This window comes from Syntrophomonas erecta subsp. sporosyntropha (assembly GCF_055395365.1).
This window is the reverse complement of record NZ_AP042459.1, coordinates 1,197,732-1,214,260: the sequence shown is the minus strand read 5'-3', so window position 1 is coordinate 1,214,260 and position 16,529 is coordinate 1,197,732. Positions and strand designations below refer to the sequence as shown.

The 16,529-nt window shown below is 42.5% G+C and carries 14 protein-coding genes, 6 tRNA genes, 1 other RNA gene, 1 pseudogene and 1 other annotated feature; of the genes and pseudogenes, 1 reads left to right on the top strand and 21 read right to left on the bottom strand.

Annotated elements, in window-relative coordinates; translation table 11 throughout:
- Window positions 1-194: 194 nt before the first annotated feature.
- The 8 genes from ACZ5Q0_RS05955 to ACZ5Q0_RS05920 form a co-directional block, all read right to left on the bottom strand.
- A complete protein-coding gene (locus ACZ5Q0_RS05955; protein ID WP_446818935.1) occupies window positions 195-461 on the bottom strand; it encodes a pro-sigmaK processing inhibitor BofA family protein in 267 nt (88 codons plus the stop codon).
- Between the two features lie 13 nt (window positions 462-474).
- Window positions 475-729: a DUF2508 family protein gene (locus ACZ5Q0_RS05950; RefSeq protein ID WP_446818936.1), complete on the bottom strand. Its 255-nt coding sequence runs from the start codon at window positions 727-729 to the stop codon at window positions 475-477.
- A 71-nt stretch (window positions 730-800) separates the two neighbouring features.
- A complete protein-coding gene (gene recR, locus ACZ5Q0_RS05945; protein WP_446818937.1) occupies window positions 801-1,394 on the bottom strand; it encodes a recombination mediator RecR in 594 nt (197 codons plus the stop codon).
- 56 nt (window positions 1,395-1,450) lie between these two features.
- On the bottom strand, window positions 1,451-1,777 hold the full coding sequence (locus tag ACZ5Q0_RS05940) for a YbaB/EbfC family nucleoid-associated protein (RefSeq protein ID WP_446818938.1): 327 nt from the start codon (window positions 1,775-1,777) through the stop codon (window positions 1,451-1,453).
- A gap of 15 nt (window positions 1,778-1,792) precedes the next feature.
- Window positions 1,793-3,298, bottom strand: coding sequence for a DNA polymerase III subunit gamma/tau (gene dnaX, locus ACZ5Q0_RS05935; protein ID WP_446818939.1), 1,506 nt, complete (start codon window positions 3,296-3,298; stop codon window positions 1,793-1,795).
- A 162-nt stretch (window positions 3,299-3,460) separates the two neighbouring features.
- An RNA gene (gene ffs, locus ACZ5Q0_RS05930) (signal recognition particle sRNA large type) lies at window positions 3,461-3,726 on the bottom strand.
- Window positions 3,727-3,877: 151 nt separating this feature from the next.
- On the bottom strand, window positions 3,878-4,396 hold the full coding sequence (mntR, locus tag ACZ5Q0_RS05925; protein WP_446818940.1) for a transcriptional regulator MntR: 519 nt from the start codon (window positions 4,394-4,396) through the stop codon (window positions 3,878-3,880).
- Between the two features lie 400 nt (window positions 4,397-4,796).
- Window positions 4,797-5,375: a xanthine phosphoribosyltransferase gene (locus ACZ5Q0_RS05920; RefSeq protein WP_446818941.1), complete on the bottom strand. Its 579-nt coding sequence runs from the start codon at window positions 5,373-5,375 to the stop codon at window positions 4,797-4,799.
- A 667-nt stretch (window positions 5,376-6,042) separates the two neighbouring features.
- On the opposite strand from ACZ5Q0_RS05920, the gene ACZ5Q0_RS05915 reads away from it, so the two are divergent.
- A complete protein-coding gene (locus tag ACZ5Q0_RS05915; RefSeq protein ID WP_447182256.1) occupies window positions 6,043-7,311 on the top strand; it encodes a WG repeat-containing protein in 1,269 nt (422 codons plus the stop codon).
- 308 nt (window positions 7,312-7,619) lie between these two features.
- Here the strand turns inward: ACZ5Q0_RS05915 and ACZ5Q0_RS05910 are convergent, their stop codons facing one another.
- From ACZ5Q0_RS05910 to pdxS, 13 genes and pseudogenes are all read right to left on the bottom strand, one after another.
- Window positions 7,620-9,080: a tryptophanase gene (locus tag ACZ5Q0_RS05910; RefSeq protein WP_446818943.1), complete on the bottom strand. Its 1,461-nt coding sequence runs from the start codon at window positions 9,078-9,080 to the stop codon at window positions 7,620-7,622.
- Window positions 9,081-9,308: 228 nt separating this feature from the next.
- Window positions 9,309-9,401: transfer RNA gene (locus ACZ5Q0_RS05905), tRNA-Ser, on the bottom strand.
- Window positions 9,402-9,434: 33 nt separating this feature from the next.
- A tRNA-Ser gene (locus ACZ5Q0_RS05900) sits at window positions 9,435-9,528 on the bottom strand.
- A 37-nt stretch (window positions 9,529-9,565) separates the two neighbouring features.
- Window positions 9,566-9,952 (bottom strand): annotated as a pseudogene (tadA, locus tag ACZ5Q0_RS05895) (tRNA adenosine(34) deaminase TadA); the annotation flags it as partial.
- Between the two features lie 36 nt (window positions 9,953-9,988).
- Window positions 9,989-10,065 (bottom strand) — tRNA-Arg (locus ACZ5Q0_RS05890).
- Window positions 10,066-10,105: 40 nt separating this feature from the next.
- Window positions 10,106-10,182, bottom strand: a tRNA-Arg gene (locus tag ACZ5Q0_RS05885).
- Between the two features lie 39 nt (window positions 10,183-10,221).
- A tRNA-Ser gene (locus ACZ5Q0_RS05880) sits at window positions 10,222-10,315 on the bottom strand.
- Between the two features lie 12 nt (window positions 10,316-10,327).
- Window positions 10,328-10,417: transfer RNA gene (locus tag ACZ5Q0_RS05875), tRNA-Ser, on the bottom strand.
- 96 nt (window positions 10,418-10,513) lie between these two features.
- Complete coding sequence (serS, locus tag ACZ5Q0_RS05870) at window positions 10,514-11,788, bottom strand: serine--tRNA ligase (RefSeq protein ID WP_446818944.1); 1,275 nt, start codon at window positions 11,786-11,788, stop codon at window positions 10,514-10,516.
- 139 nt (window positions 11,789-11,927) lie between these two features.
- Window positions 11,928-13,523: a phosphoglycerate dehydrogenase gene (serA, locus tag ACZ5Q0_RS05865; RefSeq protein WP_446818945.1), complete on the bottom strand. Its 1,596-nt coding sequence runs from the start codon at window positions 13,521-13,523 to the stop codon at window positions 11,928-11,930.
- A gap of 25 nt (window positions 13,524-13,548) precedes the next feature.
- Complete coding sequence (locus ACZ5Q0_RS05860; protein ID WP_446818946.1) at window positions 13,549-14,703, bottom strand: pyridoxal-phosphate-dependent aminotransferase family protein; 1,155 nt, start codon at window positions 14,701-14,703, stop codon at window positions 13,549-13,551.
- A gap of 45 nt (window positions 14,704-14,748) precedes the next feature.
- Window positions 14,749-14,953: a binding site (T-box leader), on the bottom strand.
- A 94-nt stretch (window positions 14,954-15,047) separates the two neighbouring features.
- Entirely contained in the window at window positions 15,048-15,584 is a 537-nt protein-coding gene (pdxT, locus tag ACZ5Q0_RS05855; RefSeq protein WP_464827292.1) for a pyridoxal 5'-phosphate synthase glutaminase subunit PdxT, read from the bottom strand.
- 19 nt (window positions 15,585-15,603) lie between these two features.
- On the bottom strand, window positions 15,604-16,488 hold the full coding sequence (gene pdxS, locus ACZ5Q0_RS05850) for a pyridoxal 5'-phosphate synthase lyase subunit PdxS (protein WP_446818948.1): 885 nt from the start codon (window positions 16,486-16,488) through the stop codon (window positions 15,604-15,606).
- Window positions 16,489-16,529: the final 41 nt, after the last annotated feature.

The window sequence follows — 16,529 nt, the reverse complement described above, 5'->3', positions numbered from 1 at the left end:
GTTGTTAATTGTGCGTCAATAATTATCTTGCTTAGTGTAAATGTTACTCATATTTAACTATATGTGTTACAACTCTTCCTGGCAAGGCCGTTACTATTCTTTAGATATTTTAATACCTATTCTACTAGTTTTAGTCCGAAATTAACCAAAAAAAAAGAGCTTCCTAAAGCTCTTAAAACTGTAAAATAGGAAGTTTACATGACTAGTAACTGAAAGCATACCAGCAATAAGATCCCGGGAATGCCTAAAAACCCAGCTATTAAAATAGTTATTATATTAATGGGCAGAGAAAAATCAAAATAATTACCTATGTAGTTTACTATTAATAGTAATATTAAACCGACTGCTGAATTCAGCAATACCTTCCATAATAGTTTAATGGGTTTCATCAATACCTGAGCTACGATATATAAAATTACCAGCAGGAATAAAGCCGCCATGATTACATTGACAATCTCCATAACCCCACCCCTTTTATCCGGTATTACCCGGTTTTTTAAGCCTTTTGATCAGGTAGTCAAATCTTTTTTCCGCCGCTTTCAGATTATATACGGCGTATTCTACCATATCCGGATCTTCAACTCGTGTAAAAAGATTTCTGGCTTGTTCTAACTCCTTTTTGGCCTGTTCCACCATTTCATAATCATTATAGGATCCCTCCAGAATATCTTCCTCTTTCATTACTAGACAGTCCCATAGCTTATTAAACCAATCTGACCAAACCGCCATAACAAAAAACCTCCCGGCCGTATACAGGGACATGTATTGCTACAGTATACGCCGAAAGGTTTTATAGTATGTCAAATATCTTTTCGTCCTTCAATAGCCCTGCGCAATGTAATCTCATCAGCAAATTCTATATCTCCACCTACTGGAAGACCGTGTGCCAAACGTGTAACCCTTACCTGATAGTTTCTAGCTATTCCTGCCAGGTAACGGGACAAAACCTCCCCATCAATATCAGGATTTAATGCTAGTACTACTTCTTTTACCTTACCTCCGGCCAGTTTGGCTTTAAATGGTTCCAGATCAAGTTCTTCCAGGGCCTGTCCACCCATTAAATGGAAACCTTTATTAAGAACAAGATACCGGCCCTTAAACCTGGTTCTTTCAATAGCGATTATGTCACTGGCCTCTTCAGCTACACATAATATACTTTCATCTCGATCTTTATCCTGGCAGATAGAACAGGGATCAGTATCAGTTAAGTAACCACAAGAAGAACAGGGGAAAACCTTAACCCGGGCGTCAACAATAGCCTGCGCTATCTGGCGGGCTTCCTGCTCCGGAAGTTTAAGGATAAATAGAGCCAGTCTCTGCGCCGTCTTGGGGCCAATAGTAGGAAGTTTAAGTAACTGATCAATCAAGTTTTCCAGAGGACGGGCTAGCCTCACTCCATATTCCTCCTTGATTTATCATACCAATATAAGGGATGTAAAGAGTACAATAACTACAAACCAGGTATATTTAACCCACCGGTTATACGAGACATTTCAGTGGACACCATTTCCTGAGATTTGCGAATACCCTCGTTTACAGCAGCCATGACCATATCTTCCAACATCTCTACGTCGTCAGGATCAATAGCTTCGGGATTAATTTTAATGGATATCAGTTCCTGTTTACCACTGACTTTTACCTGAACTGCACCACCACCTGATGAAGCTTCCACAACTCTTTCCTCTAGTTCAGCCTGCATTTTCGCAATCTGCTCCTGAACCTTTTTGGCCTCCTTGATCATCTTATTCATCCCACCCATGCCCGGGTTGAATTTCATTAATCCATTCCTCCTTTAATCTTTTATTTCGACGACCTCTGCACCAAATAATTCAATAGCCTTTTTTACAATAATATCATTATACTGGTCATCATCCAGAAAAATAAACTCGACTTCAACCAGTTTACCGGCTATGTCCTGCAACACTTCCGCCAGGATTTCCCGATTGGCTTTTTCCTCCATCTTTTCCTTGTGGAATTTGTATCCTTTTTTATAACCAATATAAATGACATCATCCTTCATTCCCAGTAGTTTCCCCTGAGAAAGCAGCGCATGAGTCGGTATTTTCTTTTCCTTAACCCCACTTAATATTTTTCCCCACAGTAAATCCCGGGCCTCGTTTTTGACTTCCTTTTCTTTGTTTTCCTTTTTCTCCATGGAAGATTTAGATATGGGAGCCTTTTGGTCAGTATTGGCCCTGGCTTCAGCCGGAGAGGCGAATAAAGCGGCCATTTCCAAAAAACCGATCTCTAATAAAAAGCGCTGTCCTTCGCTAAATTTAAGCTTCTCCCCCGTATCCATAAGAATACGTAATGCCTTTAAAAGCTTGTCTCGACTTAAGTCTTTCCGTTTTTCCATAAATGGATAGCTTTCTGGTCCTGCTACCCCAAATTCGCCTTCCCGACCTACCGCTGAAAAAAGCAGCAGATCTCTTATATACAAGGCGGTCTCCCGAGCTAACTGGGAAGCTTCTTTACCTTCATTTAGTGCTGTCCCCAGCATATTAATTATCTCGGCTGTATCGCGACTGAATACCGCCTCCATTAGCCGGGCCAGATACCGATCATCTACTAATCCTAGTACATCCAGAATATCTCCCCGGGAAATATTCTCCCCTTTAAAGGAATAAACCTGATCCAACATACCCAGGGCATCACGTAATCCACCGTTAGCGCGCCGGGAGATTATTTCCAGCGCATCCTGGTCTATATTCATCCCACCGTCACGAGCTACTTCTTCCAGGCGATTAGTAATTTCCCCGGCAGTAAGCCGGCGAAACTGGTAGCTCTGGCAGCGTGATCTAATAGTAGCTGGAATTTTTTGTGGTTCAGTGGTAGCGAGAATAAATATAACTGACTCAGGCGGTTCTTCGATAGTTTTTAAAAGAGCATTAAATGCCTCCATAGTTAACATATGGACTTCATCAATGATATAAACCTTAGTTTTTCCCTGGGCTGGTAAAACCCGTATTTTCTCCCTTAGATCACGAATTTCATCAATACCGCGATTAGAGGCAGCATCTATTTCGATTACATCCATGAAATTACCATGGTTTATATCTATACAGGAAGAACACTGGTTACAAGGTTCGCCATCTTCCAGGCTCTCACAATTAACCGCCTTGGCTATAATTTTAGCTATACTTGTTTTTCCGGTACCACGTGGCCCCGAAAAAAGATAAGCATGGGAAATACGACCAGTACGGATGGCATTTCGCAACGCTATGACCGTCTGCTCCTGACCCACAACTTCTGAAAAACACCGCGGCCTCCAGGCGCGGTAAAGTGCCAGATAAGACATTTTAGCAAGCCTCCTTGCAGTTGTCAGATTGGTGGCATTCCACCAGGTACCTGGCCCCCCGACTAACTATCCCCATTATACCCGAAATCACGTCCGGGAACGAACTCCCGCCAATAAAAAATCAGGTCTGCTAAAAGACCTGATCAGTTCGCATTATAAATGCCGTGCACCTGGCTTCGAGAATACCCTCCAGGCGTTACCTAAACAGTTAACTCCATCCAGGCTACCCTGCGTCACACGGGATGGATCTCTTAGTGCTGCTTCCTTCCGGACCTGACACGGTTCAAGATGTCCCATTGCACAGGACCCAGACTTCTTAGCCACTTATTCAGGCCTGACCCCACAAGGTAAGCCCTCAGACCAGGAATTCGACCCTGCTCTAGCGGGTTGCAGGCTACAGGGCACCGCTAATTCCCCGTCTAGCACGGCAAATCAATAAACTTAAGCAAAACCCTAAGCTTTACGCACGTATATGCTAGTATATTGTACCTTCTTTCCCGGCCAAATGCAAGAGAAAGACTCCTGCCTCTCTTTCCCATAACCAGCATATAAAACCGCTACCACGATATTTTTAAACTATTATTTATCCGGCCCTCTCTTATTACCCGACCACGCTTTATACGCTGCCCACTTTTGACGGTAAACATTATACGCCTCTATCCATTCGGGATGACTGCGAAAAAAATCTACCAGCAGCATAATTTGTTCCATGGTGGACTGGCTCACATTATGCTCTATTTTTTCAGTCTCTTCCAGTAAGCCTTCTTCAACCCCAATCAGGTATAGAAAATCCTGTATGGTTTCATGCCGCTTTAGTAAATAGGCTCCTAATTGGTATCCTTCTTCGGTCAGTTCTATCCGTCCATATTTTTCATATTTCAAATAAGGTGTTTCGGCTAGTTTTTGTACCATACTCGTTACTGAAGGAGGTTGTACGTTAAGAGCATTAGCCAGGTCTCCTACCCGAGTATATCCTTTTTCTTGGGAAAGGCGATAAGCCATTTCCAGATAATCTTCCATACTGGAAGTCAAATGATTGCCTTCTTTGCCAAGAAGTTCATATCCCCTTACTGTATAAAAAACTTCTTCCTTGCTCATATGCCACCTCCCCGTTTTATACCATGTTTATGCTAAAACTAGCGGAGGTATTATTTCATACTCTGGTTAATACTCGATTGTTATCCATATCCATTAGCATATGACCAGGTTTTTTAGCTGTTCCAGTACTTTTTGGTTTTCTCAGATACCATAACCCTCACCCGTGAAACCCTATTTTAACCTTCCTGGGTGGTTTCCCCAGCAGCAGCCAGGGTTCCCTTCTGATAAAGTACCGGCATTCTTTTTCTCATTAATGTTTTAAGACATATTTCAGACCTTTTGGCAGCATAAGTTATTATAAAAAAATAATAAATCCCGCACCGACCGCAATATGGGCTTTATCATAGGGATTTTAACCAAATATGGTTACTATTGGGATATAAGCCCTCTTTATTAACTACTATTCTTTTTCCCTGAAGACAATACCTTTTTCAGTTATCGCCTCCAAAATGGCCAGGGACTGTAGATCTACTCCTGACTGGCGTAGTAGTCTGCCTCCAGGCTGAAAACCTTTTTCGATTACTATACCTACACCTATCAGCTTTGCTCCAGCTTGATGAATTATATCAATCAGACCCATAACAGCTTTACCATTGGCAAGAAAATCATCAATAATAAGTACCCTATCATAGCTATCAAGATATTTTTTCGATACCTTCATTTGATAGGTGCTATTGCGGGTAAACGAGTATACTTCACTAACAAAGGTATCTTCATCTAAATTACGGGAGGCAGATTTTTTAGCGAATACTACCGGAACATCGAAATATTGAGCCGATATACAAGCTACTGCAATACCAGATGCCTCCACAGTCAATATTTTGGTAATCTGTTTCCCTTTAAATCGCTGGGTAAATTCCCGTCCTATTTCATTTAAAAATTTTACATCTACCTGATGGTTAAGAAAATGATCGACCTTAACTATGTCGCTTCCTACCACGGTTGCTTCATTACATATACGTTCTTTCAAATTCTTCATGGGATATCTCCTTCGGTAAGTACTGGATTAGTTTCGTAGAAAAGATTAGTTCCACTGCCAAAAGCCCAGGCTTCTAAACTCAATGACTTTTGGCAGTAGAACCAAGATTAAATCAATTATAATACAGCTGTCCAAGGGTTTGTAGGGCAAAAGTCGTTTATTCGAGAAAATTTGCCCAGATCAAGCTACCGACCTAGCACCCCCGACATGCAAGACTTAAATAGTTTATTCCCGTTGTATGAAATCGCCTTTTTACTATAAAATTAATACTATTTTATATCCTTAAATTAGTTTACCTATGTACTTTTATGGAAGGGTTTTTTGGTCAGTCATGCATAATTGGGCATACCTGTTGGTTATCGCTGGCCAGTATCTAGGGTATTATTGGTTTGTTTATTAGAAACCTTCCGGCCCAGGGCCTTTCCTCGGTGCAAATTACTATTCTGCGAGTTACCATAGGGGATGCCATGCCGTTACTTTTTTCCACTGGCATTCTGCTGATGCCTAAAATCACCATTGCCCAGTATTCTTTTATAAGGCCAACCATTTGCTTTTTGATAAATAATGGTATTTTGGAGGACTTTCATTTATTATCACAGAACTAATAGATAAAACTGAAATTGTCGAAACTTTCCGAGAATTTAAAGCTTGAAAGGAGAAATGCATTATGACAGGGAAAAAGAGATCAAGCCGCATCAGCTATAGTGTAAATTTTTTTATCCTGATCGTGGCAATCTTACTCCTTCCCTTAACAGTTATTGGATGCAGTAACAATGACCAGGTAAAAAAGGAACCGGTTAAAACCGAAGAACCTAAACGTTTCCCTATTATAACCGCTCAAAAAGTTGGCTTTATTGACGAAAAAGGTGATTTGATCATTAAACCACAATTTGATGATACTTTAGGTCTTTTTTCTGAAGGGTTATGTCCAGTAAAATCCGGGGACAAATGGGGCTTTATTGATCCTTCGAGAGAGTATGTTATTAACCCACAATTTGAACAGGTCGGTGATTTTAGCCAGGGTTTAGCCTTGATACGGTCCAAGGAAAAATACGGGTATATTGGTAAGAGTGGGAAAACTATTATATCTCCTCAGTTTGAACAAGCCTCTTCCTTTTCCCAGGATTTGGCCGCCGTAAAAGTAGGCGATAAGTATGGCTATATAGACAAAACCGGTAAAATTGTTATAAACCCCCAATTTGATAATGCCAGAGATTTTGCGGAAGGGATGGCCCCAGTTATGCTCGGTGATCGCTATGGTTTTATTAATACTGAGGGCCAATATGTTATTAATCCGCAATACTACGATGCAGACAGTTTTTCCGAAGGGCTAGCCATGGTCCAGAAAGGCTTTGATTCGGATATCGGATATATTGAAAAAACCGGTCAAGAGGTAATTACTCCTCAATTTGAATTAGCCAGCTATTTTTCAGAGGGTTTAGCCTGTATTGAGATCTCCGGGAACTGGGGATACATAAATAAGACGGGTAAAATCGTCATTAACCCTTCATTTGAAGATGCTTTCCCCTTTTCCGAAGAACTGGCCCGGGTTAAAAGTGGTGATAAATGGGGCTACATCGATAAAACCGGAAAATATGTGGTTAATCCTCAATATGATGAAGCTGAGGATTTCATAAATGGCCTGGCTTTAACAGCTACTTATAATACCGCTAATGAAACGGTAACTATGACTTATATTGATTCTTCCGGTAAAACGGTATGGTCCTTGGATCTCAAAGAATCTGATTTCTATGATGTTCCTGAAGAAGATGAATTATCACAATTAGAAAATACCCCAGAAGATGATTTGCTATCATCTCCCGCTTCCAGCATGCCAACCAATGAACCAGATTACCAGGAGGATTTCTACGAGGAGTGGGATCCTAACTGGGGAGCAAAAGCAGATGATTATTATGGGGAAGAAAAGTTCTACTAATCTAAATTTGCTATTGGCCACCCGGGTAGCCTATAACAATCTTAATTGTTCCTGAAAAGTTAAAAGGAATTTTGCTTTTAACGGTCCCCTGAATATCTTTATCTATCCCCTTTTAATAAATATCATCAGCTGCCTGATGAATGTTATACCCGCGTTTTTGCCCTTTAGATTTATAAACCATGTAGGTAAAATTTACTTTTGGTTTCCCTGCAGTATTTTAAAAGAAATCATAAATGGACAGCAAAATAGAAGTAGATATAATTTAAGGAGTTTGGCCTTGGCCAAACTCCTTATTTAAAGGTTAATATTTACATATTACGCGAGAAATCATGAATAAACGCCTGGGCCAGCTCTTCATCCCAGTTAGCTGAAGCCTGGCCGGCAGCTATTGGTTTAAGGCGACCAATGAAAAAGCGGAGCATTTTCGGTTCATTTTCCCATGCCAGACCGCCAATCATTTCGCGATGTTTATAAAGCCATGCTACCCGATCTACCACATATTCAATATGCGACATGGTAAATGCCCGGCGCGGCACCGCCAGACGTACCAGTTCCAATTCGGAGATTAGTTCTGTACCATCTACATCACGATCCATAGATACTGTACCACGTTCCATACCCCGAACACCGGAGCAAATGAAAATGGCTGCTGCCAGTGCCCCGGCTGGATATTGCTGGTGATCCAGGTGGGGCAGGAAACGCAGCGCATCAATATGAGCACCTACTCCGCCAGCCGGTTTAACCACCGGGATACCCTTATCTATTAGCCGGGATACAAAATACTCAATCAGTTCCACTGCACATCCAGCGCAGTTCTCTTCGGTCATCTCCCGAAGCCCCACTGCCATTGACTCAATTTCCCGGGTCGAAATACCGCCATAAGTCAAAAAACCCTCATAAACCGGTACTAATGGAGCCAACTGGTCATAGATCTTTTTTTCCCGCATGGTAATTAATCCCGCCCGTGATGTGGTACTTTTTCGTCCCGACATATAGATAATATCAGCTATCGAGCCAATTTCCTTAATTATTTCCGCTACACTACACTTTTCATAACCAGCTTCCCGGTGTTTTATCATATAAGCATTATCAGTAATAAGACTCGTATCAACTAGAAGAGGAATTTTATGTTTATCAGCAATAGCACGGACTTCTTTTAAGTTAGCCATAGAAAAAGGCTGACCACCTAGTAGATTAGCAGTAGATTCCATACGTATAAAGGGAATCTTATCAGCCCCATGCCGGGCAATTACTTGATTAAGTTTATCAATATCCATATTACCCTTAAAAAGGCACCCGCTGTCAGGATTATAGCCTTCATCGGTGCAAATTTCTTCCACGGTGGCCCCAGCCAAAACCAAATGAGCTTTGGTAGTCGTAAAATGCTGGTTCATGGGAATCACATCCCCGGGTTTCACCAGACCCTTGGCAATAAGATGTTCAGCCGCCCGCCCTTGATGGGCTGGTAATACATAGTTGTACCCAAAAACATCCTGTACTGCATCTACCATCTTAAAAAAGCTTTCTGAACCAGCATAGGCATCATCCGATTCCATTGAAGCTGCCAGCTGTGCGTCACTTTGGGCATTAGTCCCGGAGTCAGTGAGCATATCCAAAAACATATCCCGGGTCCGGAGCATAAAAGTATTAAAGCCCCCTTCCCGAATGGCTGCCAGCCGTTGTTCTATCAACGGAAAAGGCAACCTCTGCACAACCTTGACCTTGTGCATATCCAGCGGTAAATTCCTACCATCCGATAATTTAATCATTTAATTAACCCTCCATCCTACTTTACTACCCATTTATATTGACTTTTTTTAAAAGCCTCCAGGTTAAATTTATTTCCTACCTCACTACTGTACTACTCCTACTATACAAGTATACACGATTTCGCTTATGGATTTTATAGAAAAATGACCCAATGGGCTTTCTAATTATTTCAGAAATTAAAAAAGAGTCTAGTTTTCATCTGCTAAACCCTTAAAAATTCTTATTAATGGCGGAGAGGGCGGGATTCGAACCCGCGAACGCTTTTGACACGTTACTCGATTTCCAATCGAGCGCCTTCAGCCAAACTCAGCCACCTCTCCATCATAATCTATGCAATTTTTGATTTAATTAAATGGCGGAGAGAGTGAGATTCGAACTCACGAGGCGGGGTTTAGCCGCCTACTCGATTTCGAGTCGAGCGCCTTCGACCAACTCGGCCATCTCTCCTCAAATCTTTAAAAAATGTACTCAAAACTTGAGCACATTCTTCTTCCAGAACTCCCGCTTCAATCTCCACCTGATGATTAAATCCGGGGAATCTCACTATATCAAGAATTGATCCTGCTGCCCCGGCTTTTGGATCTTTAGCTCCATATACCAAGCGTCCTAAACGGACGTTTACCATGGCCCCTGCACACATAGCACATGGTTCCAAGGTACAGTATAAAGTACAATCGCTTAATCTCCATCGATCCAAATACAGGGCGGCTCTGCTCAAGGCTAACATTTCTGCATGAGCGGTAGCGTCATTACGTTTTTCTTTTTCATTAGACGCCCAACTGATAATTTCATCATTCTGAACTACTACTGCCCCAATAGGTATTTCGTTATCAAAGGCAGCTTTTTGAGCCAGGGCTAGAGCTATACGCATATATATTTCATCCCTCACCGGGACTCACCGCCATAATGGTGCGCCCGAAGGGACTCGAACCCCTGGCACACGGTTTAGGAAACCGTTGCTCTATCCTACTGAGCTACGGGCGCCCAGAAAATATATCTATCTAAAAAGATCCTTATTAACAAATGGCGCGCCCGGCAGGATTCGAACCTGCGACCTCCAGATTCGTAGTCTGTTACTCTATCCAGCTGAGCTACGGGCGCATAAATAATTTATTCAGTTGCAGCTATGCATCCATTTAATGGCGGAGAGAGAGGGATTCGAACCCTCGAGACAGCTATTAACCGTCTACTCGCTTAGCAGGCGAGCGCCTTCAGCCAACTCGGCCATCTCTCCACTTTATAAATCTGGCGGAGGAGGTGGGATTCGAACCCACGGAACCCGCAAAGGTTCAACGGTTTTCAAGACCGCCTCCTTCAACCGCTCGGACACCCCTCCACTGGGAGGATGCATGGTTGATCGTTGATCAATGCAAAAAAAAGTATAGCATAGCCCATCAGTGTTGTCAATAAACTCCCGGCCCTTATCTTATTACTATTTTTCTATAACTTCTTTACCGCCCATGTACGGCCGTAAAACCTCCGGGATTAATACTGACCCATCTTCCTGCTGGTAATTTTCTAGTATAGCTGCCACGGTTCTTCCTACTGCTACCCCGGAACCATTTAAAGTGTGTACATACTGGAGCTTTTCTTTAGGGGCCGGCCGATAACGAATATTAGCCCGTCTAGCCTGGAAATCTCCACAGTTAGAACAGGAGGAAATTTCTTTATAATCATTATAACTAGGCATCCATACCTCTATATCATAAGTTTTAGCAGCAGAAAATCCCATATCTCCAGTGCTAAGACATACTACCCGGTAAGGCAATCCCAGCAACTGGAGTACTTTTTCCGCATTAGCGGTAAGCTTTTCCAGTTCCTCATAGGAATTCTCCGGTGCTACGATTTTAACTAATTCCACCTTATTAAACTGGTGCTGGCGAATAATACCCCGGGTATCCCGGCCATGAGAACCAGCTTCTGCTCGGAAGCAGGGTGTATACGCAGTTATATATATAGGCAGATCAGAGGCCTCCAGTATTTCTTCCCGGTAAAGATTAGTCAAGGGTACTTCTGCGGTAGGGATCATATACATTTCCCGGCCTTCGATTTTAAACATATCCTCAGCAAATTTGGGTAACTGACCGGTTCCCAGCATGCAATCACCCGTCACCATAAAAGGAGGTAAAATCTCCCGGTAACCATGCTGACTAGTATGCAAATCCAGGTAAAAATTAATTACTGCCCGCTCCAACCTGGCTCCCAGACCTTTGTAAACAGTAAACCGGGCCCCGGATAGCTTAGCTGCCCTTTCAAAATCCAGTAAATCAAGATTAGGCCCTATATCCCAGTGGGCTAACGGTTCAAAATCAAACTGTCGAGGTTCACCCCAGCGGCGTACCTCGACATTACTACCCTCATCGGGTCCTACCGGAACCGATTCATGTGGTAAATTCGGTATTCGCAAGAGAATCTGTTCGATCTGTACTTCTACATCCCGTAGTTCATCGTCCAGAGTCTTAATATCCTGCCCCACCTGACGCACCTTTTCCATCAGTTCAGCTGCATCCTGTCCCTGTTTTTTCAGCCGGCCGATTTCCTGGGAAGAACTATTGCGAAAACTTTTAAGCTCCTCAACCCGGGCAATTATACTGCGTCTTTTTTCATCCAACTCCATGAAATTGTCCAGGGGACCTTCCAGATACCGCTTTTTTAGTTCCTCTTGAACTAGTTTCGGGTTAGCCCTAATCATTCGTGCATCTAGCATAAGCAGACCTCCATAAAACTTAAAGTGCTTAATCTTTTTAGTATCCTAATCAGCGGGCAATAACTGGTTTGGGCAGGTTAATCTACCCAAACCAGAGTTAATTCAAAATCTTAAGCCGGCTTATTTTAATAACCCAACCTTAAAAGTGCAGTAACCGAGGGGGATTCAAAATACCATCAATTGAACTTAAGCGTTTTAAAACCTCTTCTTCAACCTTATTGTCAACATTAACTAACATTACAGCCTTTTCCCCTCTATTCTGCCGGGCCACTTTCATGGAAGCAATATTTACCCCCTCATCACCCAACATGGTAGCAAAAGGACCAATAACTCTAGGCTTGTCAATATTCTCAGCCATAACCACATAACCTTCCAGGTTAGTTTCCGTTTCATAACCGTTTATCTCCACTAATAATGGATTACGGGCCCTGGACAAGGTTCCTGCTATATGCAAGTCATGCTCATGATTATAAATGCTAACTGCTATCACATTTTTATACCGCTTATTACTTTGAGCATGTTTACTCTCATAAACTTTAATGCCCCGGTCTTTAGCCATAAGACGAGCATTAACATAATTAACCTTTTCCGACATTACCGGTTGGAGCAGTCCTTTTAAAAAGGCTACGGTAAGCATTTCCGTTTCATTGCGGGTAATAGGACCACTATAGCTTATCTCTACCCGGGTAATAGGTGATTTTTCCAACTGATAATAGAAATTACCCATTTTTTCAGCTAGAGTAATATAAGGACGCAGATAATTAAGCTCTTCACTGAGCATAGTGGGTAAGTTAACTACATTAGGTACAATATCCCCTTTTAAGGCTTTAATAACCTGTTCGGCTATATTTTCACCCACCCTCTTCTGCGCTTCAAAAGTATCGGCGCCCAGGTGAGGAGTACATACGACATTATTGAACTGGAAAAGGGGATTGTTAATAGCCGGTTCTTTTTCATAAACATCCATTCCTGCACTAGCTATCTTCCCGGCCTTAAGTCCATTCAACAGGGCTTTTTCCTCAATTATGCCACCCCGGGCACAGTTCACTACCCTTACTCCATCCTTAGCAATTTTAAACATTTCTTCGTTAATCATATGCATGGTTTCTTCTGTTCGGGGAGTATGAACGGTTATAAAATCTGCTTCGCGTACTAATTCTTCCAAGGTATTCTTTTTCTCAGCACCGAAGCGTTCAAACCTCTCGTTTGCTATATAAGGATCATAAGCAATAACCTTCATATTAAAGGCCTTTAGGCGAGTAGCTACCATAGAACCAATTCTCCCCAGACCTACTATGCCGACGGTCTTTTCATATAGTTCCACTCCCCGGAAAGGCTTGCGATCCCATACTCCACCCTTTAAAACATTATTAGCCCAAGCGGTATTCCGCGAGGAAGCCAGGAGTAAAGCTATGGTCTGCTCAGCAGCAGATATAGTATTACTATCCGGAGTATTGGCAACAATAACCCCATAACGGGTGCACACATCTACATTAATATTATCAATACCATTACCAGCTCTACCTACTACTTTCAGACGGGTAGCCCGGCTAATTAGCTCTTCGTCAACTTTGGTAACACTGCGTACGATCAAGGCATCGTACTGGTCAATGATGCTGAGTAACTCTTCCCGGGATATTCCATCCCGGAAATCTACCTCCAGCTCACTACGCAGAAGTTCTAAACCTTCTTCAGCAATTCTTTCTGTTACAATTACTTTTTTCCTGTTCTCCACTCTTCATTCTCCTTTCTCAGCTATGCTAATCTCGATTTGATATAATTTCCTGAGCCTTTTTAATCCCTGCTCCCAGCTCTAGATGGTAACCCATTTTTACCAGGGTAATTTCTAAAGCTGCTAGAACGGCTACCAGGTCCAGTTCTCTTACATATCCTAGATGACCAATCCGGAAGATAATATTATCCAGTTTCTGCTGACCACCTGCCAGGACAATATTAAAATGCTCCAGCATATATTTACGAATCTTATTAGCACCAATTTCTTCAGGGGCTTTAACGGCTGTAAGGGCCATTGATGCCTGGTTATCTGGGGCGAGTAGCTGAAGACCCATCTCTTTAACTGCTTCCCGGACCATATCCCGGTAACCTTTATGGCGGGCCAGAATATTATCCAGACCTTCTTCCAGCATCATCCTTAAAGATTCGTCCAACCCGTAATACAAAGATATAGCTGGTGTATACGGATTTTGCCCTTTTTCTAAATATTTTAATCCCTGGGTAACATCCCAATAATAGCGGGGATTAGTATTTTCGTGATGAACTTTTAAGGCTTTCTCGTTAAAAGCTACCAAACTTAACCCCGGTGGTATCATGAAAGCCTTTTGAGATCCACTTACCACCACATCCAGATTCCAATCATCCATGTGTAAATCCACCGCTCCTAATCCACTAACGGCGTCTACCATAAAAAGAGCGGGATGATCTGCCATCTGTTCCCGAATAGTCTTTAAATCATTAAATACTCCGGTGGAAGTTTCATTATGGGTAACCAGCACAGCTTTTATTTCCCGATTTTTATCTTGCTCAATTCTCTTTTTTATCACTTCCGGGTCAGCCGGCTGCCCCCAGGGAAAATCAATTTTTTCTATCTGGGCTCCAAATTGTGCTGCAATCTTAGCAAAACGATCTCCAAAAACCCCTATGGATATAGCCAGTACTTTATCCCCGGGGGAAATAAAATTAACTACTGCTGCCTCCAGGGCTCCAGTACCGGAAGAAGGATATATTAAAACATGCTGCTTAGTACGATAGATTTTTTTAACACCGTCAGTGACATCCATGAGGAGTTTTTTAAATTCCGGACCCCGGTGGTTAACCATGGGCTTACTCATTGCCCGTACTACTCTCTCTGGTACCGGTGTTGGACCGGGAAGAAGCAAATACTGGTCTCCTCTCATCAAAGTACCTCCTTGAAATAATAATAATAAAACCCCTCATCCCCTGATAGGGACGAGAGGTTTTATTCCCGCGTTGCCACCCTGATTGGCGCATTACACACCCGCTTCATAGCTGTAACGGCGCCACCGGATCTGCTTATTTCGCAGCCTGCTACCGGGGTGGATTCAATACTATACTACCTGGTTTGCACCAACCACCAGTTCTCTGAATAGTACTTAAGTATTTACTGATCCCCTTCATCGCATTTTAATTCTTTTCAAGATTACCACAAATTATATTATATGACTTACCTATTTGCAAGGGTATTTTCTTTATGTTTTACCCCTTTTTCAATATGGATAGTTTATAACATATCAATAAATAAACGATGTATTTTTAGATCTTTGGTTAACTCCGGGTGAAAAGCCGTGGCCAGGAAATTATCCTGCTTAACCATGACAATTTTATCTTGGTACCGGGATAAAACCTGGGCTTTGCCCCATACCCGGGAAGCGTAAGGGGCCCTTATAAAAACTCCTCTAGTATTACCTATCCCCTCAACCTTAAGATCAGCTTCAAAACTATCAACCTGCCGCCCAAAAGCATTACGCTCCACCAGCATATCCATAAAACCTAAGCGAAGCTGGTCGGAAGATTCGATTTCCTTAGCCATTAAAATCATTCCTGCACAAGTTCCCCAAATCGGCATACCTTGAACTGCTTTCTCTTTTATAGCTTCATCTAAACCGAAAGTATTCATTAACTTGCCGATAGTAGTACTTTCCCCGCCGGGAATGATAAGACCATCAATTCGATCCAAGTCCTGAATAAATTTTACCTCTACCGGGTCAACTCCGCATTTCTTTAATGATTGTTCATGTTCTATAAAAGCACCTTGCATGGCTAAAACACCAATGGTTTTACCAGCCACGTTCTTGCATCCTTTCCTCAGGTTTAATGGTGCTAATATCTATACCTACCATAGCTTCACCCAAATCCCTGGATACTTCGGCTAAAACCTGTGCATCATTAAAATGGGTAGTAGCAGCCACTATTGCCCGGGCTCTTTTAACCGGATCCCCGGATTTAAATATCCCTGAACCGACAAAAATGCCATCACAACCCAGCTGCATCATCAGAGCTGCATCAGCAGGAGTAGCTATACCCCCAGCCGCAAAATTTACTACTGGTAGCCTTTTATTTTTGGCTACTTCCACAACTAACTCATAAGGAGCCTGTAATTCTTTAGCCGCTGCCATTAACTCTTCCTCAGGAAGGTTACTTACCCAGCGTATTTCATCATTGACCTGCCGGATATGGCGGACTGCTTCAACTACATTACCAGTACCTGGTTCACCCTTGGTACGGATCATGGCTGCCCCTTCACCAATCCTTCTTAAGGCTTCGCCCAGATTACGTGCTCCACAAACAAAAGGCACTTTAAAAGCCAGTTTATTCACATGGTATTTGTCATCAGCTGGAGTAAGTACTTCACTCTCATCGATATAATCTACTCCTAAAACCTCTAATATCTGGGCTTCAACAAAGTGACCTATCCGGCATTTAGCCATAACTGGTATAGTCACGGCCTCCATAATACGCTTTACAACGGTAGGATCAGCCATACGGGCTATTCCACCGGAGGCCCTAATATCGGCCGGTACCCTTTCCAGCGCCATAACCGCACAGGCTCCCGCTTCTTCAGCTATCTTAGCTTGCTCAGGGGTGGTAACGTCCATTATAACGCCGCCTTTTAACATCTGAGCAAGTCCTGCTTTAACACTAAATGTTCCTGTTTGTTCCATGCAGAACCCTCCTTGTATAAACCGGGTATTAAGCTTTAAGT

Bases quoted from the DNA above. Each gene is read 5' to 3' on its own strand.
- ACZ5Q0_RS05955 (WP_446818935.1), bottom strand. From the start codon at position 461: ATGGAGATTGTCAATGTAATCATGGCGGCTTTATTCCTGCTGGTAATT.
- ACZ5Q0_RS05950 (WP_446818936.1), bottom strand. From the start codon at position 729: ATGGCGGTTTGGTCAGATTGGTTTAATAAGCTATGGGACTGTCTAGTA.
- ACZ5Q0_RS05940 (WP_446818938.1), bottom strand. From the start codon at position 1,777: ATGAAATTCAACCCGGGCATGGGTGGGATGAATAAGATGATCAAGGAG.
- dnaX (WP_446818939.1), bottom strand. From the start codon at position 3,298: ATGTCTTATCTGGCACTTTACCGCGCCTGGAGGCCGCGGTGTTTTTCA.
- mntR (WP_446818940.1), bottom strand. From the start codon at position 4,396: ATGAGCAAGGAAGAAGTTTTTTATACAGTAAGGGGATATGAACTTCTT.
- ACZ5Q0_RS05920 (WP_446818941.1), bottom strand. From the start codon at position 5,375: ATGAAGAATTTGAAAGAACGTATATGTAATGAAGCAACCGTGGTAGGA.
- ACZ5Q0_RS05915 (WP_447182256.1), top strand. From the start codon at position 6,043: ATGACAGGGAAAAAGAGATCAAGCCGCATCAGCTATAGTGTAAATTTT.
- ACZ5Q0_RS05910 (WP_446818943.1), bottom strand. From the start codon at position 9,080: ATGATTAAATTATCGGATGGTAGGAATTTACCGCTGGATATGCACAAG.
- serS (WP_446818944.1), bottom strand. From the start codon at position 11,788: ATGCTAGATGCACGAATGATTAGGGCTAACCCGAAACTAGTTCAAGAG.
- ACZ5Q0_RS05860 (WP_446818946.1), bottom strand. From the start codon at position 14,703: ATGAGAGGAGACCAGTATTTGCTTCTTCCCGGTCCAACACCGGTACCA.
- pdxT (WP_464827292.1), bottom strand. From the start codon at position 15,584: ATGCAAGGTGCTTTTATAGAACATGAACAATCATTAAAGAAATGCGGA.
- pdxS (WP_446818948.1), bottom strand. From the start codon at position 16,488: ATGGAACAAACAGGAACATTTAGTGTTAAAGCAGGACTTGCTCAGATG.